The following is a 23,858-nucleotide window of genomic DNA, read 5'->3' as shown; positions in this document are numbered from 1 at the left end:
TCTCCTTTACCTGCTCCAGCATTTAGCTTTAAATCTTACTCTTGTCTCTCACTCTTATCTCTTACTCTTATCTAGGCACAATAAAACTAGATTTCTCGTCACGCACTCTTAGAGTTTTAGAGGCGTTGGGTCCACTCTCAGTTGCTTCAATATCAAAATTAATTGGGTGAGTACCTGCTTTAACGTCTTCGATAGCTACTCTGAGCTTCACCGGTATTAACAGATTGCTTGATGGATTAACAATAAGCTCACTGATTTCCTTGCCCTGAGAACTTAAAATTTGCATGCCCGGCAAACCAGTGGCAACAATGCTGACATTCATTGGGTTTTCAGAAGAATTCATGATTTGCAAGCGGTAAACGTTTTCTATCTTGGTACCTTCAACTTCACGAGCCAAAGCACCTCGATCGCGCATCACATCGACTCGCAGAGGATTGCGCAAAAATACCGAGCTAGCAAACGCTATTAACAAAACAGACATGATCCCGATATAAATCAAGACGCGTGGCCTGAAAATATAATGCCGAGCTTTCTTGTTATCCATGTGCTCAAGCATGGCGCGTTCAGATGTGTATCGGATCAAACCTTTGTCGTAACCAACCTTGTCCATCACTTGATCGCAGGCATCAATACAAGCACCACAACCAATGCACATGTATTGCAAGCCATCACGAATATCGATGCCTGTTGGACATACCTGAACACAGATACTGCAATCCACGCAATCACCCAAACCAAGCTCTTTGTGATTGGCCGCTTTTGCACGACCACCCCGTGGGTCACCACGAGTTTTGTCATAAGTAACAACAAATGTATCTTTATCAACCATCACGCTTTGAAAGCGTGCATACGGGCACATGTACTTACATACTTGCTCTCGCATGAAACCAGCATTACCCCAAGTAGCAAAGCTATAGAAAAGCAGCCAAAATGCTTGCCAAGGTCCCAAAGTGAAAGCAATCAGCTCGGCACTCAATACCTTGATAGGCGTGAAATAACCAACAAAAGTAAATCCAGTCCACAGTGCAATCAAAATCCATACAGCATGCTTGGTAATTTTTATGCGCCATTTATGGAAACTCCATGGCCAATCTTCGCCATCCAAACGAATCCGCGCAAAGCGATCACCTTCAACCTTGCGCTCTATCCACATGAATATTTCTGTGTAGACAGTTTGGGGACAGGCGTATCCACAGAACAAACGACCAGCCACAGCTGTAAATAAGAAAAGTGCTAAAGCTGAAAGGATCAGTAAAAGAGTTAGATAAATAATGTCTTGCGGCCAAAGAACCAAACCGAAGATATAAAACTTACGGGACACCAAGTCAAATAAAACCGCCTGACGGTCATTCCACTGTACCCAAGGTAAGCCATAAAACAATATTTGTGTCACAAGAACTAATATCAAGCGCCACTTGGCAAAAACCCCACTCACTGAGCGGGGGTAAATTTTGCGTCTTACTTCGTAGAGAGAAAGCTCAACCGTGTTCTGTGAGCCACCCTCGTCTGCTAAAAAGTCATTGGCCATTATTTGCTGTTTTTATCTTTTACGTTGGATAAACCCCAAACATAGGCCGTTAATAAATGAATTTTTTCTGGCGTCAAAATAGTTTCGTGTGCTGGCATCATGCCGTTACGTCCTTTTAAAACTGTTTCAACAATGGTTGCCTCTGATCCACCATACAACCAAACTTTATCGGTCAAGTTAGGTGCGCCCATGGCTGCCATGCCCTTACCTTCAGCACCATGACAAGCTGCGCAATTGGCTTTATAAACTTCAGCGCCACGACCTACCTTGATTTGATCGGCTGCCAAACCAGATAAGCTGCGCACATAGTTAGCCACATCTGAAACCTGAGCACTTTCTAGATGAGCAAAAGCAGGCATCACACCTGCACGACCACCAATCAATGTTTGCTTGATATCTTGCGTATCACCACCATACAACCAATCAGTGTCTGCCAAATTAGGAAAGCCTTTAGAGCCACCAGCATCAGATCCATGACATTGAGCACAATGGTTCAAGAAAAGACGTTGCCCCATCTCACGGGCAGCAGGATCAGCTGCTACTTGTTTTACATCCATGCTCATGTATTTAGCGTACACCGGCTTTAATTGCTGATTTGCTTGAACCACAGATGCTTCATGTGCGTTACGCGTGGTGTAACCCAAGGAGCCTTCATAGGTACCCATACCAGGGTACAAAACCAAATAAACGATGGCAAAAACACATGAAAGCACAAACATCCACATCCACCAACGTGGTAGAGGGTTATTCAGTTCACGTAAATCACCATCCCAAACATGACCAGTATCTGCTACTGAACCGTCAGCTTCATAGGTCACATTGGTTTTGCGTTGCGAGAACAAGAGATACAGGCACCAAATGATGCCTACGCCCGTTACAAGCGCAATATAAATGCCCCACCCACTACTGAAAAAATCACTCATGATTGATCCTTCTTTTCCTTCTTGTATTCATCTGGGAGATTGAATGGCAATTGTGCTGACTCATCATTAGCAGCACGTCGATTAGCAGACCATGCCCACCAAACGATGCCCACAAAAAACACCAAACCCAAAATGGTCGATGTGGCTGATAGATACGGCACGATATTTTCCATTGCTATCTCTTATTTGAAATTACTGAGTTGCTGTTGTTTTCACAGGATCAACCGCACGGCGATTGGTTCCCAAACCTTGCAAGTAAGCAATTAAGGCATCTTCCTCAGTCTTGCCTTCTAGCTCTTTCGGTCCATTAGAAATTTCTTCTTCCGTGTAAGGAACGCCCAAACGGCTCATGGCTCTCATGTGCGCAGAAATATCACCGACATTACTGGCTGGCGCTTTCGCCAACCATGGATAAGCAGGCATATTGGATTCGGGCACAACATCACGAGGATTGCGCAAATGAATGCGATGCCAATCATCAGAATAACGTCCGCCAACTCGCGCTAAATCAGGACCCGTTCTCTTTGAACCCCATAAGAATGGGCGATCAAACACAGATTCGCCGGCCACAGAATATGGGCCATAACGCTCGGTTTCTGAACGCAAAGTGCGAATATGTTGTGAATGACAACCAACACAACCTTCTCTCTGATACACATCGCGACCAGCTAGGCGAAGTGCTGAGTATGGTGTCACGCCTCCAGCAGGCTTGGTGGTTGAGTGCTGGAAAAACAATGGCACGATCTGCACCAAACCAGCAATGGCCACAACAAATACTGTCATCACAATCAGCCAACCCACATTGGTTTCTAGCGTGTTGTGAGAGAAGAATTTTTTATTATCAGACATAGTAATCTCTCCTTTTGCTTAGTGGGCAGCTGCCAAGTTACTTGTTGGAATTGGCGCATCAACAAATTTCTTGTTTTGAATAGTTTTCAAAACGTTGTAGGCCATCACAAACATGCCAGACAAGAAACACACGCCGCCCAATAAACGAATCATGTAGAACGGATAAGTTGCTTTTACAGATTCAACAAAGCTGTAAGTCAAAGTACCATCTACCTGGAAAGCTCTCCACATCAAACCTTGCATCACACCAGCAATCCACATAGCGGCGATATAAAGAACCACACCAATCGTAGAAATCCAGAAGTGCAATTCAATTAACTTGGTGCTGTGCATTTCTTTTTGACCCACCAAACGTGGAATCAAGTAATACATAGAACCAATCGTGATCATCGCCACCCAACCCAAGGCACCAGAGTGCACGTGACCAATGGTCCAGTCTGTGTAGTGTGACAAGCTGTTCACGGTCTTGATGGACATCATCGAGCCTTCAAAGGTTGACATACCGTAGAAAGACAAAGCGGTGATCAAAAACTTCAAGATTGGATCGCTGCGCAATTTATGCCATGCGCCAGATAAAGTCATGATGCCGTTGATCATACCGCCCCAAGATGGTGCCAACAAAATCAAAGAGAACACCATGCCCAAAGACTGAGTCCAGTCAGGCAAAGCTGTGTGTTGTAAGTGGTGAGGACCTGCCCACATATAAGTGAAGTTCAATGCCCAGAAGTGAACGATTGATAAACGATATGAATAGATGGGACGCTCTGCTTGCTTAGGAATGAAGTAATACATCATGCCCAAGAAGCTGGTTGTTAAGAAGAAACCAACCGCATTGTGACCATACCACCACTGAATCATCGCATCTTGTGCACCTGAATAGGCAGAGTAAGACTTGAATAGACTTGCTGGCATTTCCAAGTTATTGAAAATGTGCAACATCGCAATCGTCAAAATATATGCGCCAAAGAACCAGTTAGATACATAAATGTGCTTTGTTTTGCGCTTGATCACTGTGCCAAAGAAAACCACAGCGTAAGCAACCCAAACCAAAGTGATCAAAATATCAATCGGCCACTCAAGTTCAGCATATTCTTTTGACGTTGACATACCCAACGGCAATGAAATTGCCGCAGCAACTATCACTGCCTGCCAACCCCAAAATGTAAAAGCCGCTAACTTATCTGAGAACAAACGAACCTGACAGGTGCGTTGCACGATGTAATAAGAAGTTGCGAATAAGGCACTACCACCGAAGGCAAAAATCACAGCATTGGTGTGCAATGGGCGCAAACGACCATAGCTCAACCAAGGAATGTTCATTGTGATGTCGGGCCAGATCAGCTGTGCAGCCAAAATCACCCCAACCAACATACCAACAATGCCCCAAAGCACTGTTACCAAGGCAAATTGGCGAACAACTTTGTAGTTAAAGTTGTCTTGCGTATTACCCACGGTTAACCCCATGGTTTCTCCCTTACTAGCCTAAAGGCCGATTTATCCTGTTGCAATTATAAAAATTGAAGGAGGGAGAAGACCTTGATGTAGGTCAAGTTTTGGAACTAAAGATTATTCTTTTTACTTAACTGATGTACTTGATGATGGTTTGTCTATGACACGATTGGGCGAAACATCGTCATCCATCAAAATAGAATGACCTGGACCTTCCAAGTCTTCAAATTGGCCACTTTTTACCGCCCAATACAAAATCAATACAATCACTCCGACAACAACGAGTGACATTGGGATGAGTAAATAAAGGCTTTCCATTCAACTAGTCTAGCTCATTCATCACTAAAAAAGCTTATTCACTTATTTTTCTTAAACGCCACGCATTCAGTGTGACTGCTAAAGAGGATAGGCTCATCCCTATTCCTGCGACCCATGGATTGACCAATCCCATCATCGCAACAGGTATGGCAATCACGTTATAAACAAAAGCCCATACCAAGTTTTGACGCATGATGATTTTGGATTTATCTGCAAGTTCTAAAGCTTGCGATAAAGGTTTTAATGATTCGGTGGTTAAAACTGCATCTGCACCAGCTTGAGCCAATGGAGCTCCACTGCCGACAGCAATAGAGACATTCGCCTTCGCTAGAAATGGTGCATCGTTAACACCATCGCCAACAGCCCAAACCACTTTGCCCTCTTTTTGGAGAGCATCACTAAATGAAAATTTATCTTCAGGCAACGCGCCGCCCTGAAGATGATCAATGCCAAAGTAACGAGCCCACCAAGCAACCGTTTGTTGATCATCACCGGATAAAAGATGCACCTGAATACCTCGTGCCTGAACTTGTTTGATAAATTCCATGGCGCCTGGTCTTGGGGTATCTAGTAGAGAAAATACTGCCAACAATCCTTGATCATCTTTTAAATAAACCAAGCTGGCCTGCTCGTTTTCTTGGTTAACTGGAACAGGCTCAAGGTTTAACCATTGGCGAGATCCTAATTGATACACACCTGAACGCAAGCCCTTACCTAATTCACTCACTGGCGCTTCACTCAAGATGATTGGTTGAATTTCTCGTTTTTGTGCCGCCTCTAAAATTGCCAAACCCAAAGGATGCTTTTGCCCAGACTCCATGGCTGCAGCAATTGCTAGCACCTGTTGTTCCGTATAACCAGTGCGCAAAGACAAAATAGCTTTTAACTCAGGATGCCCCGTGGTGAGAGTGCCTGTTTTATCAATCACCAAATCTGTTACCTTGGCCAAAGTCTCCATGACATGACCTCTGACCACCAGTAAACCTAGTTTCGTAATAGCCCCTTGAGCTGCAGCCATCGCTGCAGGAGTAGCCAAAGATAAAGCACATGGGCAGCTTGCCACCAATACTGCAACAGCAGTTTCCCAAGCTTTGAGAGGATCTAAGAAATACCAAGCAATCGCAGTAAGCCCTGCTGCTGCCATCAAGAACACCACAAAATAACCCGCCCATTTTTCCGCCAAGCCAACCACTTGAGGTTTGGCTAATAGAGCTTTATCAAGTAATGAGGCAATGCCTGCAATTCTTGTGCCCTGCCCCAAAGCGGTGATGCGCATCACAATGGGACTGACAATATTGTGACTTCCTGCGTATAAAACATCGCCCATGCTTTTAGAAACAGGTCGAGATTCTCCAGAAAGAATTGCTTCATTCAAACTTGCCTCACCTGAAAGTAAAACACCATCCACCGGAATCACATCGCCCGGAGAAATACGTAATACATCACCCACCACGCATCTGACAACCGGCACTGATTTAGTCACTTCAGTATTTGAATAATCTTCAAATCGATCACAAGTAGCAGGTAGTTGTTTTGCCAAAGCCTCTGCACCACCCTGTGCATCTTGTCTGGCTAACAATTCTAAATATCTTGCGGCCAGTAAAAATGCAATGAACATGGTGATGGAATCAAAATAACTTTCACCCACGCCCAAGACCAAGCTGATACTTCCCGCTATGAAAGCCAAGGCAACCGCCAGAGACACAGGAACATCCATGCCCAGCATGCCCGTTCTAGGAAAGTTTCGAATACTGTGCCAAGCAACCACAAACATCGGTCCTGCAGAGTAAAGCACAACAGGCACTGTTAAGGCCCAACTGGTCCAACCCAATAACAATTCTTGCTCGACAAGTAGATCATCTGCCCCGGCGTATGTCGGCCAGGCATACATCATCACTTGCATCATCCCCAGAACTGCCACTCCCAAGCGCATCAATAAATGACGGCGTTCTTTTTTAGCTAGATCGGCACTCATAGATGGTTCAAAGGGCCATGCTTCATAACCAATCTGCTCAACTGAATGAAGCAATTTTGATAAATGAACTTCATTGGGGTTAAATCTGACCGTGGCTCGCTGAGTCACATAATTGATTTGCACATCTTTAACGCCAAACAGTCTTTTTAAGTGTTGCTCATTTAGCCAGACGCAAGCAGCGCAGCGAATCTTTTCTAAACGCAAGGTGGTTTCAACTTCGCCTGGGTATTCTGATGAAGCTCGCGTGAATCGATCCATCAAAACTGGATCATCGTATGCCAATAGAGCATCTGGTACTTGATCAGTCAGTTGACCAACATCATCTGGTTTTTGACCCAGTGGTAAGCGTCGCGCATAAAAAGCTTCTAAACCCTGACCATGGATTGTTTGCGCAATCGCTAAACAACCAGCACAACAAAAGTAACGAGGCGATCCACCAAGCGTTGCCTCATAAAGATTGTCGCTGGTTAGATCGCCGCCACAGTGATAGCAGTCTTCAATTGAAAGTGGGGTCTCAGGCTTGGTATTCATCTCAGCCTGAGATTCTAGGCTTTCTTTTTACTTATAGGACACTCTATCCAATATTTTTTGTGCATAAATTTGATTTTTACCAATAGATGCAATTGAAATATTCTCTTGTTTGAAGTTTCCTAACTTATTTAATGCTTCATTCGTGGTTTTTACAGATTTCACAACGGGCCACTCATTATTACCATTAGCGAAGTATTGTTGAGCTGAATCACTGGCCAAGTATTCAAGAAATTTAATAGCGGCAGCTTTATTTGGGGCATAACTAGCCACAGCGCCACCCGCAATATTCATATGAACACCAGAAGTCGCTTGATTGGGCCAAATCAAACCAATTTTTTCCACAACCTGCATATCCGCTGGTTTAGTAGAGCGCATCAAGCGCGCCAAATAATAGGAATTGGTCAACGCCACCCCGCACTCACCTGAAGCAACTCCTTTGATTTGATCTGTGTCGCCACCCTTGGGCGCACGAGCCATATTCGCCACCATGCCTTTGGCCCAAGCCTCCGTTTTTGCTTCACCTTGACGCTCATACATGGCACCTATCAATGACAACATATAAGGATGAGAACCTGAACGAGTGCAAACCTTGCCTTTATTAACTGGGTCAGCTAGTTTTTCATAGGTATCAACATCTTTTGGGTTCATGCTTGCTTTGTTGTAAACGATCACGCGAGCCCTGCTTGAAAAACCAAACCACTGACTGCCCTGACCAATATCATTCGAGCGAAAGTTTTTAGGGATTCTTGTATCCAATACTTTTGATTGAATAGGCTGAAAAAATCCTTCAATTTCAGCGCGCCAGAGTCTTGCTGCATCAACCAACAAAATCACATCGGCTAAACTATTTTTACCCTCACTGCGCAAACGCTCTAAAAGAGCATTGTCATCAGCCTCAATGCGATTGATCTTGATGCCTGTTTGTTTGGTGAATTCAGCATACAAAGCCTCATCCGTTTGATAATGACGTGCAGAATATAAGTTCAATACCTGAGAAGACTGAGATAATGCCGGTGATGCAGCAGTTAACCCAATAGTTAGGCCAAAAGCAGAGACAATCGCCAATAGGTATTTTTTAGTTAACAACATATGAATAAGAACTCCGATCAAGACAGTGATTTAAATACAATTGAGAATAATTATCATCTAGATTACCACAATTCTCGACGAGACTTTTTGACCCTGATCAGTTTAGGTGCTCTTGGGATTGGTGGTTTGACGTCTTGCTCCAGCATTCCAAGTAAAAAACCTGTGATTGGTTTAGCTTTGGGTGGAGGTGCTGCGCGAGGCTTTGCTCATATTGGTGTCATCAAAGCCCTGGAGTCTCAAGGCATATTTCCAAACCTGGTGGTTGGCACCAGCGCCGGCAGCGTGATTGCTGCCTTATACGCAGCAGGCTACAAAGGCACCGAATTACAAAAAATTGCTTTGTCATTAGACGAAGCAGCTATCACTGATTGGGCTCTGCCCTTCTCTGGTCGATTTGGTGGAATGATCAAAGGCGACGCTCTTCAAGCCATGGTGAATCGCTTGGTAAAAAACCAAACCATTGAAAATTTAGCAATGCCGCTGGGGATTGTTGGCACGGATTTACAAACAGGTAACGGGGTTTTATTTCAGCGAGGCGATACAGGCCAAGCCGTTCGGGCATCTTGCAGCATCCCTGGAGTTTTTCAACCCACCACCATTCAAGGTAGAGAGTATGTGGATGGCGGTTTGGTATCTCCTGTTCCGGTCAGATACGCCAAACAAATGGGCGCTGATATTGTGATTGCGGTCAACATATCAACCGAACCAAGCTCCCAAGACAGCTCTGGGAGCCTGGGCATTCTTTTACACACAACGTCGATCATGAGTAAAAGCATCAATACTTTTGAATTGGATCTTGCTCATGTGGTCATTCAGCCTGAATTAAAAGGCATGAGAGGCACTGACTTTAAGTCAAGAAATGCAGCAATTTTGGCGGGTGAGGAATCTGCGATGAAACAGATATTGCAAATAAAGAGCTTATTGAAAATCTAAAAGGATCAAAGACGACCAGTTTTTTCCAAACGCTCTTGGAAATCAAGTAACAGTTGTTGACGCTGCTCTTCTGACATCACATCAAAACCCGTAGAGTTTTCAACTCGACGCGCACCGTTGTAACGCTTTTCCCAATAAACCTTGGTCATGTCATCCACACGGATAGATTTACCTCTGGATGGTGCGTGAATGAATTTATTGTCGCCAACGTAGATACCCACATGAGAAAACGCATGGCGCATGGTGTTGAAAAACACCAAATCGCCAGGACGCAACTCTTCTTTACCAATCTCCAAACCAACTTTGCTCATTTGAGCTGATTTGCGAGGCAATAAAAAACCGAAGGTATCGTTAAAAACATAACGCACGAAACCACTGCAATCCAAGCCACTTTGAGGCGTGTTACCACCCCAGCGATAACGAACACCAATTAACTGCATGGCGTTATTGATCAATGTCTCTGTTTTATCAACAACAGCTGATGAAACTGTGGAAGCAAATGACTTTGGCAATGGCTCAGACTCAGTCGATGACTGAGCAAATACCGGCCCCACTTGAAGGGAAGCCAGCAAAACCACGGCGGCAAGAAGGTTGCGGTGTATTTTTGACATGAAGTTCAATTATAACCTGAACAATTGCTTACAAACAAATGCCTGCTTACAGCTCTTGATGCTTGATTTGTTTACCTTTTTTCAAGGTAATGACACGGTGAGACATGGCCTCAACCACCTCTAGATCATGACTGATCAAGAGGTAAGCCATGTTGTATTTGTGCTGTAAATCTGAAAGTAAGGCCAATATTTGCTTTTGAATCGTGACATCCAAAGCGGATGTTGGCTCATCCAAGACAAGAATTTGAGGTTTTAAGATCAGTGCCCTGGCAATTGCAATGCGCTGCCTTTGGCCGCCAGAAAATTCATGGGGATACCTGCTGTAAGCAGTCCGATCCAAGCCAACTTCCTTTAAAACATCAATCACTTTTGCTTTTCTGGCATCTGGCGATAAATCAGCCTGATGCAAAGACAAGCCTTCACCAACGATTTGTCCCACTGTCATGCGAGGTGACAAGGAGCCAAAAGGATCCTGAAAAATCACCTGAAAAGAAGCTCTTAGACGACTGCGTTCTGATACGTTCAACTTCAACCAATCATGACCCAATACTTCAACCTGACCAGATACTTTGGCACCTGTTTGACCCAGTAAATCCAATAAGGCCATGGCCAAGGTTGATTTGCCCGAACCAGATTCGCCAATCAAACCCAAGGTTTCACCTTGGCGCAATTCAAGACTCACATCTTTAACAACTTGTTGGTATTCACGTTTCCATAAATCAGAAAAATGAAAGCCTCTGATGAATTGTTGAATACCTCGACCGAAGCTTCCACCCAACGTACCCTTGCCTGCCTGAGGATAAGCAACACTGACCTGCTCTGCCTTAAGTAATACTGGCGCGATTGGCACCAAAGGTAAGACGTTGCGCACTGGCTTACTATTGACCAAACTGTTGGTGTAAGGATGATCAGGCTGACTAAAAACTTCCTCAGTGGATTTGCACTCCAGTAACTTACCTTGATACATCACTGCCACACGCTGGGCAAAATGACGGACCATATTCAAATCATGAGTGATCAAAATCACAGCCATACCGCCATGCGACTTGGCATCTTCTTGCAAATCTTTTAATAAATCCAAGATTTGAATTCGCAAGCTAGGATCTAATGCCGTGGTTGGCTCATCCGCAATCAACAATCTTGGTTTACAAGCCAAGGCCATCGCAATCATCGCGCGCTGACGTTGTCCACCTGAGAGCTGGTGTGGGTAATATGAAAAACGTTCTGCGGCCTGAGGTATCCCTGTTCTTTCAAGAAGTTCAATGGCACGCTGTTGGCAAACGTAATTACTCAAAGTTGGCTCGTGACATTGGACCGCTTCCATGATTTGATTGCCCACTGTGTAAAGTGGATTCAAAGCAGTCATGGGCTCTTGAAAAATCATGGCAATGTCTTTGCCACGAATACTGCGCATTTCAGCTTCACTCAATGCTAATAAGTTTTGTGACTTCTGATTAATTTGGCAATTGATTTCACCAGTGATGTTCGCGCCTTCAGGCAAAAGACCCATGATCGACAAACCGGTCAAGGTTTTACCGGAACCAGACTCTCCAACAATCGCAATTCTTTCACCGGCCTTGATTTTTAAACTGAAGTCGCTGATGACAGTTTTTCTACCAAAACTCAAATTCAGGTGATTGATATCAATCAAGTTGAAATCCTCTTGATTCATGCTGCCACCTTCACTGCTTTCGCACGACGCGTGTCAAAGGCATCACGCATGGCATCACCCATGAATGTCAATAACATCAAAGTTCCTGCCAATACCAAAAAGGTCGATAAAGAAATCCACCAAGCATCGAGATTGGCTTTGCCTTGCGCCAACAACTCACCCAAGCTGGCCTGATCTGCAGGAACACCCAAACCTAAAAAGTCTAAACTCGTCAAAGCCAAAATAGCGCCGCTCATGCGGAATGGCAAAAACGTGATCACGGGCGTTAAGCTGTTTGGCAGAATGTGACGCCACATGATTTGTTGACTTGATAAACCGAGTGCTTGAGCTGCTCTGACATATTCCAAAGATCTGTTTTTCAAGAACTCTGCACGCACATAGTCCGATAAACCCATCCAGCCAAAAAGAGACAACAAGATGATCAATAAACCAACGCTGGGGGCAAAGATCGATGCAAAAATGATCAGCAAATACAGCTCAGGCATGGAACTCCAAACCTCAATGATGCGCTGAGAAATCAAATCCACTTTACCGCCAAAGTAACCCATCACTGCGCCAGTCAGCACACCAATGGCAACGCCGATGATGGTGAGACACAAACCAAACAAGACTGATAAACGAAAGCCGTAAATTAGCCTCGCCACCACATCTCTGCCTCGATCATCAGTGCCCAGCAAATTATCTAGCGATGGAGAGGCTGGGTTTGGTTCCTTGGCGAAGTAATTGAGTGTGTCGTAACGATAGGTGATCAATGGATAGATCGCCCAATTCCCTTTTTGACTGAACGTTTTTTTAATGTCGGGATCTAGATAATCCGTCGGCGTTGGGAAGTCTCCACCAAAAGTAGTTTCAGGATAATCCTTCACAATCGGCGCATACAAACTACCTTGATAGCTGACCAAGATGGGTCGATCATTGGCAATCAGTTCTGCAAACAAACTCAACACAAACAAACTGGTGAAAATCCACAAACTCCAGTAGCCCAAACGATTAGCCTTAAATCTAGCCCATTGATCACTTTCTCTCAATTGGTGAAGCCATCCCTTTTTCATGATCGACCTCCAGATTGGCTGTCAAACTGAATACGAGGATCTACCAAGACGTAAGCAATGTCAGAAATTAATTTGGTGAATAAACCAATCAAAGTAAATAAATACAAAGTACCCAAAACCACTGGATAGTCTCTTTTCATGACCGCTTCGTAGGACAAGAGCCCTAAGCCATCAAGCGAGAATAAAGTTTCAATCAATAGAGAACCTGTGAAGAAGGCCCCAATAAATGCAGATGGGAAACCTGTGACCAAAGGAATCATCGCATTACGGAACACATGCTTCCAAAGCACTTTGTCTTCACTCAAACCTTTGGCTCTGGCAGTGATCACATATTGTTTGCGAATCTCTTCTATAAAAGAATTCTTGGTGAGCATGGTGATGACGGCAAAGTTACCTAACACCGATGCAGTGATGGGCAACACCAAATGCCAAAAGTAATCCATGACCTTACCAATCAAACTGAGCTCTGCCCAGTTATCTGAGGTCAAGCCTCTCAAGGGGAATAACTGGAAGAAGCTACCACCACCAAACAGCACAAGCAATAGAACACCCAATACAAATCCTGGGATGGCGTAGCCAATCAAAATCACTACACTTGTTGCTGTATCAAAACGAGTACCAGCACGCACCGCTTTTTTAATCCCGAGTGGGATTGATATCAAATAAGTGATCAAAAATGTCCAAAGCCCCAAACTGATCGAGACAGGCATTTTTGATAGAACAAGATCTCCAACACTTTTGTGTTGGTAATAACTTTGGCCTAAATCAAACATGGCAAAGCGACCCAACATATTGATGTAACGTTCCCAAAGAGGCTGATCAAATCCATACAAGGCTTTAATTTCTTTCAGACGCTCTTCATCAATGCCTTGGCGACCGCGATAAAAGTTACCACCACCTGATGATTCAACGGCGGCAACGCTGGCATCACCCCGACCTTTGAGCTCAAGCATCATTTGCTCAACAGGGCCGCCTGGTACAAATTGAATCACCGCAAATGTCAAAGTAATGACGCCCAACAGTGTTGGAATCATTAATAAGATTCTTCGAGCAATGTATCTCCACAAAGCACTGTTCATCGCCCAGCTCCTGCTTGAGAATTTGATGGAGGATTGCGCCACCAAGTGGAAAGAATCCATGATTCAGCTGCGAAATAATTGGGCGGTATTGAAAACCCCATATCTGATTTGTATGCTACTCGATGCGTGGCACTGTACCAATGAGGCACGATGTAATAGCTGTGAGTCAATACTCTGTCCAAAGCTCTTGTTGCCGTGATGAGATCTTTTCTGGTCTGAGCCTTAACAATGGATGAGATCAAAGCATCAACCACGGGAGATTGCACCCCAAGAATATTGTCTGAGCCCTTGGTGGTGGCAGATTGACTGCCATAACGATCCCACAATTCATTGCCAGGACTTTGCGAGTCAGGGAACTTCATGCTGGTCATTTGAAAATCAAATTCTTCTAAACGTTTTTGATACAAAGCGTAATCAGTGGTTCTGATATCTACTTTCATGCCCAGCTTTTCAAGATTGCGCGCATACGCAGATACCAGGCGCGACATGGCGCCACCATCGTCCATGAACTCAAAATGGAATGCTTGTCCTTGGGCATTTCTCAAAGCACCATCTTTGTAGACCCAGCCAGCTTGTGCCAGCAACTCTCTGGCTTTTCTAAGGTTTTGGCGCAAGCTTGAGGGTTCCTCAGTGGTCACAGGCAAAAGCATTGGGCCCAATGCATTCTTTGGGAAGTGCTGAGGATAGGCTTTTTGCAAAGGCTCCAATAATTTTCGTTCTTGTGCGCTTGGCAAACTACCAGCCTCAAAAGATGCACCCAACTCACTGTTCGAGAAGTAACTATCAATGCGATGGTATTGGCCATAAAACAGTTGACGGTTCATCCACTCAAAATCTAATGCCAAGGTCAAAGCTTGGCGAACACGCTGATCTTTGAAAATCGGATGACGCGTGTTCATCACAAAGCCTTGCATCCCTGCTCCGTTGCGATGCTGGAAATGTTGTTTTTTTAAAGTGCCATCTCTGAACTTAGGTCCAACATAACTCTTGGCCCAGTTCTTTGCGCGGTATTCAACCAATGTGTCGAACTCACCTGCTTTGAAAGCTTCTATTCTTGCTGTGTCATCTTTGTATAAACGGTAAGAAACTTTTTCGAAATTAAAAAAGCCAACACGGACATTCAGTTCAGCACCCCAGTATTCTGGGTTTTTCTTGAACACGATGTTTTTACCAATGTCATAGCTCTCAATAAGGTATGGGCCACTGGCAATTGGTTTTTCAAAAGTGAATTGATTGAATGGCTTTCCCGCGCCCTGCGCATCCTTGCCCCATTTTTCAGAGAAGATGGGCATTGATCCAACCAAAAGTGGCAATTCGGTATTTTTACGATGAAAGTCAAAACGAATCACTCGCTCAGAAATGATCACCGCTTGTTTGACATCTGCATAAACCGTTCTGAATTGCGGACTGGCCAATTTACTCATCAAAGTGTCAAAAGAGTATTTGATGTCTTTGGCCAATACCGGAGAATTATCATTAAAGCGGGCCAATGGGTTTAAGCGAAAGGTCACACTTAATTCGTCTTTGGCCAAACTCACATCATCGGCCAAAAGCCCATAAGACGACGCCACTTCATCAGCGCTGCCAATCAACAAACTTTCAAACATCAATTGAGCAACGCCTGGTGCAGCAACACCCTTCATTGAAAAAGGGTTAAATTTGTCAAAACTGGTCCTGCGATCAGGATTAGGCAAAAAGATAGTTCCGCCTTTGGGTGCATTTGGATTGACGTAAGAGAAGTGTTTAAATCCCGGGGGATATTGCAGGTCGCCATACTGGGCAAAGCCGTGGGCGGCCAATGCGCCTGTTGAGACACTCCACCCCGTCAAAACTGACAAGCTTAAAATGAGGGGTAAAAGTAAGGGTCTAATCATCTGCATGTGTGACAATTGTAATTAGACATTCACAAATTCAGCAAAAAGAAAAAAGGAAGCAAAAATGGGTTTCTTAACCGGTAAAAAAATCGTCCTAACAGGTCTACTTTCTAACCGTTCAATCGCTTATGGCATTGCCAAGGCTTGCCACCGTGAAGGCGCAGAATTAGCCTTCACCTACGTGGGCGATCGTTTTAAAGACCGAATCACCGAATTTGCCGCTGAATTCAATAGCACCCTGATTTTTGACTGCGATGTGGGCAGTGATGAGCAAATTGACAAGCTTTTTGCTGATTTATCGGCCACCTGGCCTAAATTCGACGGTTTGATCCACTCCATTGGCTTTGCTCCACGTGAAGCCATCGCTGGTGACTTCTTAGATGGTCTTTCAAGAGAGTCTTTCAAGATTGCTCATGACATCTCAGCCTACAGCTTCCCTGCAATGGCCAAAGCTGCGCTCCCGATGTTGAACGACAAGTCAGCTTTATTGACTTTGACTTACCTTGGCTCACAAATGGTGGTGCCTAACTACAACACCATGGGCTTGGCAAAAGCATCCCTTGAAGCCAGCGTGCGTTACTTGGCTAATTCAGTAGGTCCTAAGGGTGTTCGTTGTAACGGCATCTCTGCAGGACCTATCAAAACTTTGGCTGCTTCAGGCATCAAAGGTTTTGGCAAGATTTTGGATTTCGTTGAAGCGAATGCTCCTTTGCGTCGCAACGTAACCATTGACGACGTTGGTAATGCTGCTGCATTTTTGATGTCTGACCTAGCAGGCGGCATCACTGGCGAAATCACCTACGTGGACGGAGGCTTTAGTCACGTTGTAGGCGGTATGGCAGAGGCTGAGTAAGCCATCCATTAAAAACACAGGGGCGTATAATGATGCTCTTGCACGGAGAGATGGATGAGTGGTTTAAGTCACACGCCTGGAAAGCGTGCGTAGGTTCATAGCCTACCGCGGGTTCGAATCCCGCTTTCTCCGCCAGTTATTTGGTGAACAAAGGGGCTGAGCCCATTCAGCCCCTGTTAAGCAAACTACTTTCCAAACCAAGTTTTAATCGCAAAAGCAAGCTCAGGATGAGTGGTCTTAGAGGGTGTGGTTTTTACCGCTGAAAGCAGGCTCGTTAATGAGTTTTTATTAGGCTCTACTGGGCCAAAGAAAAGTACATCCATCTTGTTAACAATGATCACCGTTGGAAAAGTTTCAATTTCTATTTCCTCGGTTAAGGATTCAAAATCATTGATATCTATCCATTTAATATCAAACTCTGGAAGATCACTCAAAGTAGCTCTGTAATCCCTGCATACGCTGCACCAATCAGCACAAACAACAAGTATCTTAATCGCTCCAGATTCCTCTATCTTGCCTGAGAATGTCATACAGTTAGTTTTTTTAATTTACAATAATTCATGGTTAAAAAAGCAATTATTCTGTTCAGTCATGGTGCCCGCGACCCAAGGTGGAAAGAGCCCATCATCAATGTTCAGAAATTAATTCAAGCTCAAAATCCTGAGATGATTGTTGAGCTCGCTTTTCTAGAGCTAATGTCTCCAACACTGAGCGAATGTATTGAAGACATCATCTCAAAGGAAATTTATCAAATGACTCTTGTGCCGATATTTTTTGGACAAGGCGGTCACATCAGAGAAGATTTACCGAAACTTCTTGCAGCTTGCAGCCAGAAATACCCCCAAATGGATTTAACCGTAAAGCCTGCCGTTGGCGAGGATCTCGGAGTTTTGCAAGCGATTGCCAAATACTGCACCGACCAGTAACAAAGCTGGAGACTCTTGGTTAAACCAACTGATCGCTTGCCCTTGAGACATTTCTTCTAAAGTCAAAGATAAAGTTCGCTCTAGTGAAGTACTGATCGACTCAATGATTTGAACGGGAGTGTTCTTGGGCCTGCCTTGTGAGAGTAATTGCTCAGCAAGTTGGACTGAATTAGAACGCCCCATGTAAATCACCAAAGTATCAGCGTTTGGCAATGACGCTTCTTGTTCATTTTCTGCTTTAACTTGCGTATAAAAAGCAACGCTCCTTGAGATACCCCGTAAAGTCAAAGATTGTTTTAGTGATGCGGATGCCGCCAAAGCAGCTGTAATGCCCGGGACCACTTCAACATTAATTCCACAGCTTTCCAAAGCAGTGATCTCTTCATCAGCGCGCCCGAAAATCATCGGATCTCCGCCTTTGAGTCGAACAATGTGCTTGTACTTTCTACTGGCATCAATCAAGCGCTTATTGATAAAGGATTGAGCAGCGGAATGTCTGCCACAACGTTTACCAACAGGAATCAAGATAGCTTGGCTGCAATAATCAAGCATTGCAGGATCAACCAAAGCATCATGAAAAACAATCTCAGCGGCCTGTAATAACTTCATTCCGCGAACAGTGATCAAATCAGCGGCGCCAGGGCCCGCACCGACCAAATAAACCTTCCTTAATGATTGGCTCATTTACAGGGCCTCCCGAATCATTCCAGCAGCCACAGTATGGTTGGTTGCCTCATCGATCAAAACGAATGATCCTGTAGCCAAGGACTCATCAAATAAATCAGCAGCGATCGGTTTTTGCAAGGCAAGCTCTACTCGGCCAATCATATTGACACCCAATGAATCTGCCTCAACAGCTTGTGACAAAGTTTCAATATCCAAAATCTGAATAATATTTTTAACTTTTGTAAATACTGTATTAGTCGTGTGTCTTAATATGTACTTTCTTGATGTAGATAAGGCATCGTGATCTAGCCAACAAATATCAGCAATTAGTTGCTTAGTCAAAAGATCTGAAGAGTTGTCTTGCGCAATAATCATGTCGCCGCGCGACACATCCACATCTTCAGAAAAAGTCAGCGCTATGACGTCTCCTGCTTTAGCCATTTCAACACTTGTATTTTGACCAAAACTATTCAAACCATTTGAAATATAAATTTCAGCTACTGTAGCGACTGAACCTGCCGGCAAAATTGTGACTTGTTGACCCTGATGAATTTCACCTGACTCAACTCGACCCAGATAACCTCTGAAATCCTCTGCAGCACTTCCATCTTGTCTGGCCACGTATTGCACTGGGAATCTCAAATTTACCCCAGATTTCTCAGATGAAATATCAAGGCCCTCTAACCAAGCAAGTAATGTTGGCCCCTGATACCAATTGAAATTCTTTGAAGGATTGACAATATTGTCACCAAGCAAAGCTGATACTGGAAAAACTTGAGGGGTTGGCAACTTCAAGGTATTTGCCAAATTTAGAATTTCTTCTTTAATTTTTTTGAATACTTCTTCATCAAAATTCAACAAGTCAATTTTGTTAACAGCCACCGCTATGTGCTTCAACCCCAACATTTTGACAATGGCAGCATGACGCTTGGTTTGCGCCAACAAACTGATATTAGATTTACTTGTATCCAGGCGCGTGGCGTCCACCAATAAAATGGCGACATCTGCTTGAGATGCGCCCGTGACCATGTTTCGTGTGTATTGCTCATGACCAGGGGCATCAGCAACGATGAATTTTCTTTTAACTGTTGAAAAATAACGGTATGCAACATCAATGGTGATGCCCTGTTCACGCTCAGCCTCAAGACCATCAGTTAATAGAGCTAAATCGATGGCGGCATCAGACGCTGTAACCCTGGCATGCTTTGTTTTAGTTAAAGCCTGAATCTGATCAGTCAAAACCGCTTTGGTATCGTAGAGAAGACGACCAATCAAAGTACTCTTGCCATCATCCACACTGCCACAAGTGATGAATCGAACCACGCCATGCGTATTTTTGTTGTGCAGTTGTTCCATTAGAAGTACCCCTCTTTTTTACGTCGCTCCATGGAAGCCTCACTGGTTTGATCATCCATGCGTGTAGCACCACGTTCAGTGATTTCTGAAAGCACTGTTTCAGCAATGATTTTTTCAGGCGTATTGGCCTCACTTAATACTGGGCATGTGCAACTGATATCCCCCACTGTTCGGAAACGAACGCTCAGAATTTCGCTGGCTTCATCAGATGCCTTTGGTGTTATTGGCGTAACTGGTACCAGTAATCCATTTTTCTTAACAACTTCACGCTGATGTGCATAGTAAATGCTTGGAAGCGCTAAATTTTCGCGTGCGATGTACTGCCAAACATCCAGCTCTGTCCAATTTGAAATTGGAAAAACTCGCATGTTTTCGCCCTTGGCGATTCGCGCATTGTATAAATTCCAAAGCTCTGGTCTTTGTGCCTTTGGATCCCATTGACCGAATTCATCGCGGAATGAAAAGATTCTCTCTTTGGCCCTGGCCTTCTCTTCGTCACGTCTTGCACCACCCATCAATGCATCAAACTCGTGCTTTTCGATTGCCTCTAAAAGAGTTGTTGCCTGCGCCGCATTCCGAGAATCAGTACTTTTTCTTAATTTAACACTGCCTTTTTTAATGGACTCTTCAACATACTCAACGATCAGATCAGCGCCTGTTTGTTGAACAATCTGATCCCTAAATTCAATGACCTCAGAATAGTTATGACCTGTGTCAATGTGCAATAAAGGAAAAGGCAAACGAATGGGGCGAGCGCCAAACCGGAATGCTTTTCGAGCTAGGTGAAACATGACGATTGAATCTTTGCCACCTGAAAATAGCATGGCGGGACGACTTGCCTGCGCAATGAGTTCGCGAATAATATAGATTGATTCAGCCTCAAGCCAATCTAAATGTTCATTGTGTAATTGTGTTTGATCTTGTGTCATGATTTTTATTTAAGATGCAATCCGCACTCTTTACTTTCTTTGTTTAACCACCACCAACGTCCTGCCCTCAAATCATCATCGGCACGAATAGCTCTTGTACAAGGCTCACAACCTATGCTGGGATAGCCCTTTTGATGCAATGGATGCAATGGGACTTTTTGCCAAGCCAAATAAGCCCACAATTCATCATCAGTCCAATCAAAAATTGGATTGAATTTTGGAATACCTCTAACCTCATCCAACTCCTGAAACGCCAATTCATTTCTGGTCACTGATTGCGAGCGCCTTAAACCTGTGATCCAAGCATCGGCGCCATTTAAGCTCAACTCAAGTGGTTTTACTTTTCTGACATAACAACAGTTCTTCTTGGCTTCTTCACTGTCATAAAAGCCATTCAAACCATGCTGAGCTATGAATGCTTGAATATCTTGAGCTTGAGGCTCTACAGCATCAATTGAGAGACCATAGTGGCTTTCAACGGTCTTTTTCATCTCAACGGTCTCAGCGTGAAGACGACCCGTAAAGAGAGTGAAAATATGAATCGACTTAGCACTTTTTGCAATTCCATCAGTCACAGCCATGTCTTCAGCTGCCAAACTGGTTGCAAAACGAACATCACTGAATTGACTACTGATAATTGTTAGACGCTCTTCCAAATTGTTTTGTAACTTGGAAAGATGACTTTCAGGTAACTCTACTTTTGGAATCTGCCATAAATGACTATTGCTAGACATGGTGACCTCTACCTAATTGGTCACGGCTTGCGCGCCAGTCGTTTTGTAGTCGATGATGAATGATTTCAAATTGCTCTAGGGCCACTGCTTCATTTTGGTCTGCTCTTAATAAGAAGCCATCAAAACCAACTTTTGCCATTTGCAACAGTTGATCGATTAACACATCACCAATGGCTCGTAATTCACCCTGCCAACCCAGTCTTTCTCTAAATATGGCCGCATGACTGAACCCTCGGCCATCTCTAAATATCGGGAAATCAACCGCGATGATGGCCCAAAATTTCATTCCAGCCAGAATCACATCTCGATGAGCCGTCAGATCAGCATCACTGGCAAACCAGACACCTAATTCACCTACCAAATACTTGGCCTGAATCTCTGCAGACCCTGAGTGATCAAGCCAATACTGAAATGGCACCAAATAGGGACCCGTACCCAAAGGTTCTTGAGTATCCACAGGAAGAATTTGCCATTGGTTTTCTGCAAGCTGGGCAACCCCACCCTTCTGATAATGTATGAGCTTAGCCATGCGCATCTTCTCCCACCGTATTTTTTTTATCTTTTTTCTCTTTATTGGCGTAGACCCTGGTTTTGAATGGCTCTACTCCCACACGACGATAGGTCTGAATAAAGCTTTCCTCTGGCTCACGCAATTCAATGTAGATCTGAATCAAGTCACTGATGACATCAGGCATATCACTGGCAAAAAATGAGGGGCCAATCACTTTACCGATGGCCGCTTGCAGTCCCTGCTCGCCACCCAAAGTGACTTGATACCACTCTTGACCATCCTTATCGACACCCAAAATGCCAATATTGCCGACGTGGTGATGACCGCAAGAATTAATGCATCCTGAGATATTGAGTGTGATATCACCAATATCAAATAGATAATCTAAGTCATCAAATCTTTTTTGAATGTCATTGGCAATTGGAATAGATTTGGCATTTGCTAATGAACAGAAATCTCCACCAGGGCAAGCAATGATGTCGGTTAACAAGCCAATATTAGGTAAAGCCAAGCCCAACGATTTGGCTTCTTTCCATAACTCATATAAACGCGTTTGCTCAACATCTGCCAAGACCAAGTTCTGCTCATGAGTTGAGCGTATCAAGCCAAAACTGTATTGATCTGCCAAATTAGAAATTTTGATCATCTGAGATGAATCAATATCTCCAGGCGCAACAGTTCCATGTGGCTTTAAAGACAATAAAACACTGGCATAGCCTGGGATTTGATGCTTTTTAACGTTTCTTTCAAGCCATCGAGAGAATGATGTTCTCTCTGATTCAGGCGCTTGTAAAACAATAGGCTCTTCATTTAAAGATGGGAGAGTTTTGTAAGCCGGCTTGACAAAATACTGAGCGACTTGATTCCACTCTTCTTGGGTGAAAGCCTGATGACCACCTCTCCAGTATTGATACTCTTCGTTGACTTGACGAGTGAATTCTTCAACCCCTAGAGCTTTTAAAAGGATCTTGATTCTGGCTTTGTATAAATTATCACGACGTCCGTGCAGGTTATAAACACGCAAGACTGCAGAGATATAGTTTGGTAACTCTTGCCAAGGTAAACCATATTGAATAATGGTTCCAATGATGGGTGTACGACCCATGCCGCCGCCGACCAAAACATCAGCAACCAACTCACCCTGTTCATTATTTCTCAAGAAAAGGCCTAAATCATGAGCCGCAACAATCGCACGATCTTCTTTAGAAGAACTGACTGCGATCTTGAATTTTCTTGGAAGAAAAGCAAACTCTGGATGAAGTGTTGACCATTGACGCAATAACTCACAAATCGGGCGAGGATCAACAATTTCATCGGCTGCAACACCAGCAAATGGATCGCTGGTGATATTGCGAACACAGTTACCCGAGGTTTGAATCGCATGCATTTGCACGCTGGCCAAATCTGCAAGTATTTCAGGAGTTTCTTCTAACTTAAGCCAGTTAAATTGGATGTTTTGACGGGTTGTGAAATGACCATAGCCACGATCATATTTGTCAGCAATCTTGGCAAACATGCGCATTTGTTGACTATTGAATAGGCCATACGGGATCGCAATCCGCAACATGTAGGCATGACGCTGAAGATAAAGTCCATTTTGCAGACGCAAAGGACGAAATTCTTCTTCTGGAAGAGTGCCTTGCAGGCGTCTTTCAACTTGTCCTCTGAACTGCTTGACGCGATCATCAACAATACTTTGATCAATGGGGTTGTATTGGTACATGGTTATTTTTCCATTCAATCAAGATTCAACGAATGCTCGTTCATACACATAGTCACCCAAGCGTCCCAGACTTGGTGACACCTTGAAGCCTTTGGCATCCAGCATTTCTGAGATTTCTTTGAGCATCGATGGACTGCCACAAATCATGCCGCGGTCATTGGCTGGGTCCAGTGGTGGCAAACCGATGTCTTTGAACAACTGACCATTGTCAATCGCGGTGGTGAGACGTCCTGTGTGCTTGAATGCTTCTCTTGTGACGGTTGGGTAGTAGATCAAC

23 protein-coding genes, 1 tRNA gene and 1 pseudogene are annotated in these 23,858 nt (G+C 44.1%); 4 read left to right on the top strand and 21 right to left on the bottom strand.

Annotated features, from left to right (window positions below; all coding sequences use genetic code 11):
• Positions 1-67: 67 nt before the first annotated feature.
• The 8 genes from ccoG to AOC33_RS07910 form a co-directional block, all read right to left on the bottom strand.
• A complete protein-coding gene (gene ccoG, locus AOC33_RS07945) occupies positions 68-1,528 on the bottom strand; it encodes a cytochrome c oxidase accessory protein CcoG (RefSeq protein WP_089516490.1) in 1,461 nt (486 codons plus the stop codon).
• Positions 1,528-2,451: a cytochrome-c oxidase, cbb3-type subunit III gene (ccoP, locus tag AOC33_RS07940; RefSeq protein WP_089516489.1), complete on the bottom strand. Its 924-nt coding sequence runs from the start codon at positions 2,449-2,451 to the stop codon at positions 1,528-1,530. Before ccoP ends, ccoG begins: the two co-directional genes overlap by 1 nt.
• On the bottom strand, positions 2,448-2,624 hold the full coding sequence (locus tag AOC33_RS07935) for a cbb3-type cytochrome oxidase subunit 3 (RefSeq protein WP_089516488.1): 177 nt from the start codon (positions 2,622-2,624) through the stop codon (positions 2,448-2,450). Before AOC33_RS07935 ends, ccoP begins: the two co-directional genes overlap by 4 nt.
• Positions 2,625-2,643: 19 nt before the next feature.
• On the bottom strand, positions 2,644-3,300 hold the full coding sequence (gene ccoO / locus AOC33_RS07930; protein WP_089516487.1) for a cytochrome-c oxidase, cbb3-type subunit II: 657 nt from the start codon (positions 3,298-3,300) through the stop codon (positions 2,644-2,646).
• An 18-nt stretch (positions 3,301-3,318) separates the two neighbouring features.
• Positions 3,319-4,764: a cytochrome-c oxidase, cbb3-type subunit I gene (ccoN, locus tag AOC33_RS07925; RefSeq protein ID WP_089516486.1), complete on the bottom strand. Its 1,446-nt coding sequence runs from the start codon at positions 4,762-4,764 to the stop codon at positions 3,319-3,321.
• Between the two features lie 111 nt (positions 4,765-4,875).
• Positions 4,876-5,067: a cbb3-type cytochrome oxidase assembly protein CcoS gene (gene ccoS / locus AOC33_RS07920; RefSeq protein ID WP_089516485.1), complete on the bottom strand. Its 192-nt coding sequence runs from the start codon at positions 5,065-5,067 to the stop codon at positions 4,876-4,878.
• A gap of 34 nt (positions 5,068-5,101) precedes the next feature.
• Positions 5,102-7,573, bottom strand: coding sequence for a heavy metal translocating P-type ATPase (locus tag AOC33_RS07915; protein WP_089516484.1), 2,472 nt, complete (start codon positions 7,571-7,573; stop codon positions 5,102-5,104).
• Positions 7,574-7,600: 27 nt separating this feature from the next.
• Positions 7,601-8,662 carry an extracellular solute-binding protein gene (locus tag AOC33_RS07910; RefSeq protein WP_089516483.1) on the bottom strand — a complete coding sequence of 354 codons (1,062 nt, stop codon included), beginning with the start codon at positions 8,660-8,662 and terminating at the stop codon, positions 7,601-7,603.
• Between AOC33_RS07910 and AOC33_RS07905 the strand changes: the two genes are divergently transcribed.
• A complete protein-coding gene (locus AOC33_RS07905) occupies positions 8,663-9,595 on the top strand; it encodes a patatin-like phospholipase family protein (protein WP_089516482.1) in 933 nt (310 codons plus the stop codon).
• A gap of 5 nt (positions 9,596-9,600) precedes the next feature.
• On the opposite strand, the gene AOC33_RS07900 is transcribed toward AOC33_RS07905, so the two are convergent.
• Genes AOC33_RS07900 through AOC33_RS07880 form a run of 5 tightly spaced genes read right to left on the bottom strand, consistent with a single transcriptional unit; the run spans position 9,601 to position 15,889 of the window.
• Positions 9,601-10,206, bottom strand: a complete 606-nt coding sequence (locus AOC33_RS07900; RefSeq protein ID WP_089516481.1) for a C40 family peptidase — start codon at positions 10,204-10,206, stop codon at positions 9,601-9,603.
• Positions 10,207-10,252: 46 nt separating this feature from the next.
• Complete coding sequence (locus AOC33_RS07895; RefSeq protein WP_089516480.1) at positions 10,253-11,878, bottom strand: ABC transporter ATP-binding protein; 1,626 nt, start codon at positions 11,876-11,878, stop codon at positions 10,253-10,255.
• Positions 11,875-12,930, bottom strand: coding sequence for an ABC transporter permease (locus tag AOC33_RS07890; RefSeq protein ID WP_089516479.1), 1,056 nt, complete (start codon positions 12,928-12,930; stop codon positions 11,875-11,877). The genes AOC33_RS07895 and AOC33_RS07890 overlap by 4 nt, the downstream gene beginning before the upstream one ends.
• Positions 12,927-14,009, bottom strand: a complete 1,083-nt coding sequence (locus AOC33_RS07885) for a microcin C ABC transporter permease YejB (protein ID WP_089516478.1) — start codon at positions 14,007-14,009, stop codon at positions 12,927-12,929. The genes AOC33_RS07890 and AOC33_RS07885 overlap by 4 nt, the downstream gene beginning before the upstream one ends.
• Positions 14,006-15,889: an extracellular solute-binding protein gene (locus AOC33_RS07880; protein ID WP_245835643.1), complete on the bottom strand. Its 1,884-nt coding sequence runs from the start codon at positions 15,887-15,889 to the stop codon at positions 14,006-14,008. The genes AOC33_RS07885 and AOC33_RS07880 overlap by 4 nt, the downstream gene beginning before the upstream one ends.
• Positions 15,890-15,947: 58 nt before the next feature.
• On the opposite strand from AOC33_RS07880, the gene fabI reads away from it, so the two are divergent.
• Positions 15,948-16,736 (top strand): enoyl-ACP reductase FabI, encoded by a 789-nt coding sequence (fabI, locus tag AOC33_RS07875; RefSeq protein WP_089516477.1) that lies wholly within the window; start codon positions 15,948-15,950, stop codon positions 16,734-16,736.
• A 44-nt stretch (positions 16,737-16,780) separates the two neighbouring features.
• A tRNA-Ser gene (locus AOC33_RS07870) sits at positions 16,781-16,871 on the top strand.
• 50 nt (positions 16,872-16,921) lie between these two features.
• Here the strand turns inward: AOC33_RS07870 and AOC33_RS07865 are convergent.
• On the bottom strand, positions 16,922-17,266 hold the full coding sequence (locus AOC33_RS07865) for a thioredoxin domain-containing protein (RefSeq protein ID WP_089516476.1): 345 nt from the start codon (positions 17,264-17,266) through the stop codon (positions 16,922-16,924).
• A 30-nt stretch (positions 17,267-17,296) separates the two neighbouring features.
• Here AOC33_RS07865 and AOC33_RS07860 point away from each other — a divergent pair, with 30 nt between their 5' ends.
• On the top strand, positions 17,297-17,662 hold the full coding sequence (locus AOC33_RS07860) for a sirohydrochlorin chelatase (protein WP_089516475.1): 366 nt from the start codon (positions 17,297-17,299) through the stop codon (positions 17,660-17,662).
• Here the strand turns inward: AOC33_RS07860 and cobA are convergent.
• The 7 genes and pseudogenes from cobA to AOC33_RS07825 form a co-directional block, all read right to left on the bottom strand.
• Entirely contained in the window at positions 17,588-18,346 is a 759-nt protein-coding gene (gene cobA, locus AOC33_RS07855; RefSeq protein WP_089516474.1) for a uroporphyrinogen-III C-methyltransferase, read from the bottom strand. The genes AOC33_RS07860 and cobA overlap by 75 nt on opposite strands.
• Complete coding sequence (locus AOC33_RS07850; RefSeq protein WP_089516473.1) at positions 18,347-19,684, bottom strand: sulfate adenylyltransferase subunit 1; 1,338 nt, start codon at positions 19,682-19,684, stop codon at positions 18,347-18,349. It abuts the gene before it with no gap.
• Positions 19,684-20,613: a sulfate adenylyltransferase subunit CysD gene (gene cysD, locus AOC33_RS07845; RefSeq protein ID WP_089516472.1), complete on the bottom strand. Its 930-nt coding sequence runs from the start codon at positions 20,611-20,613 to the stop codon at positions 19,684-19,686. The genes AOC33_RS07850 and cysD overlap by 1 nt, the downstream gene beginning before the upstream one ends.
• 5 nt (positions 20,614-20,618) lie before the next feature.
• Positions 20,619-21,347 carry a phosphoadenylyl-sulfate reductase gene (locus tag AOC33_RS07840; protein WP_089516471.1) on the bottom strand — a complete coding sequence of 243 codons (729 nt, stop codon included), beginning with the start codon at positions 21,345-21,347 and terminating at the stop codon, positions 20,619-20,621.
• Positions 21,340-21,876, bottom strand: coding sequence for a DUF934 domain-containing protein (locus AOC33_RS07835; RefSeq protein ID WP_089516678.1), 537 nt, complete (start codon positions 21,874-21,876; stop codon positions 21,340-21,342). Before AOC33_RS07835 ends, AOC33_RS07840 begins: the two co-directional genes overlap by 8 nt.
• Positions 21,869-23,581, bottom strand: a complete 1,713-nt coding sequence (locus tag AOC33_RS07830) for a nitrite/sulfite reductase (protein ID WP_089516470.1) — start codon at positions 23,579-23,581, stop codon at positions 21,869-21,871. Before AOC33_RS07830 ends, AOC33_RS07835 begins: the two co-directional genes overlap by 8 nt.
• 18 nt (positions 23,582-23,599) lie before the next feature.
• Positions 23,600-23,858, bottom strand: a pseudogene (locus AOC33_RS07825) (ferredoxin--NADP reductase); the annotation flags it as partial.

Origin of the sequence: Polynucleobacter cosmopolitanus, assembly GCF_002224225.1 — a bacterium.
Classification (GTDB): Bacteria; Pseudomonadota; Gammaproteobacteria; order Burkholderiales; family Burkholderiaceae; genus Polynucleobacter; species Polynucleobacter cosmopolitanus.
The sequence above is the reverse complement of the archived record's forward strand: the minus strand, read 5'-3'. Positions and strand labels throughout refer to the sequence as shown.